The 736-nt window shown below is 43.8% G+C and carries 1 protein-coding gene; it reads right to left on the reverse strand.

Annotated features, from left to right (window positions below; translation table 11 throughout):
• Positions 1-176: 176 nt before the first annotated feature.
• Positions 177-736 (reverse strand): HlyD family efflux transporter periplasmic adaptor subunit (locus tag A3739_RS02520; protein ID WP_156502278.1); only part of this gene is annotated, 560 nt, incomplete at its 5' end.

Raw genomic sequence — 736 nt, forward strand, 5'->3', positions numbered from 1 at the left:
TTCCGATTGACGCGGTACTACTGGATCTGCTTCAGGAGATATGGGTTTATCCTGTTTTTCGTCGACACTTTTATCTACGTGCTGATTGTAAGTCTGATTAGATGACCCAGAGACTTTACCTTTACGGGATGTATTCTGACCGTCAGTATAAGGTGTATAACTCATCACTAATCTCCTTATTTTTCAGTAAAGGCGCGCTGTGAGGCGAGGCGAAGTGGTTTTAACAAGTATTGAATCACCGCTTTTTCACCACTTAAAATATCAGCTTGAACCACCATGCCGGGCAATAGGCGATTTCCCTCAGACCCGACCCACTGGTCATCCAGTGCTATATTAGCTTTGTAGTAAGGTTGACCGTCTTCATCTTGAAAACTGTTTTTAGAGACCTTCTGTAAGGTTCCCGTAACCATGCCATGTTGAGAAAAATCAAATGCTGTCACTTTAACATTGACATCTTGGCCCAATTTGAGGGAGGAGATATCCTTGGTATCGATTTTTGCCTCTGCAATTACTAGAGAGTCGTAGGGGATAATCTCGACTAGCGTAGCTCCAGGTGTCACTACTTCGCCAACAGCGTCGATTGTTAAACCTGTAACAAACCCTTTAATGGGTGAGCGAACTACGAGGTTATCAAAGGAGTGTTCCGTTCTAGTTAAGGTCTGTGANAGTTCGTGTAGCTCGGACTCAATAGCCGCTAAGCGCATTGTTGCTTTTTCATCTATCGCGGCATAAGTTT

It is taken from the genome of Oleiphilus sp. HI0067, from assembly GCF_001635735.1.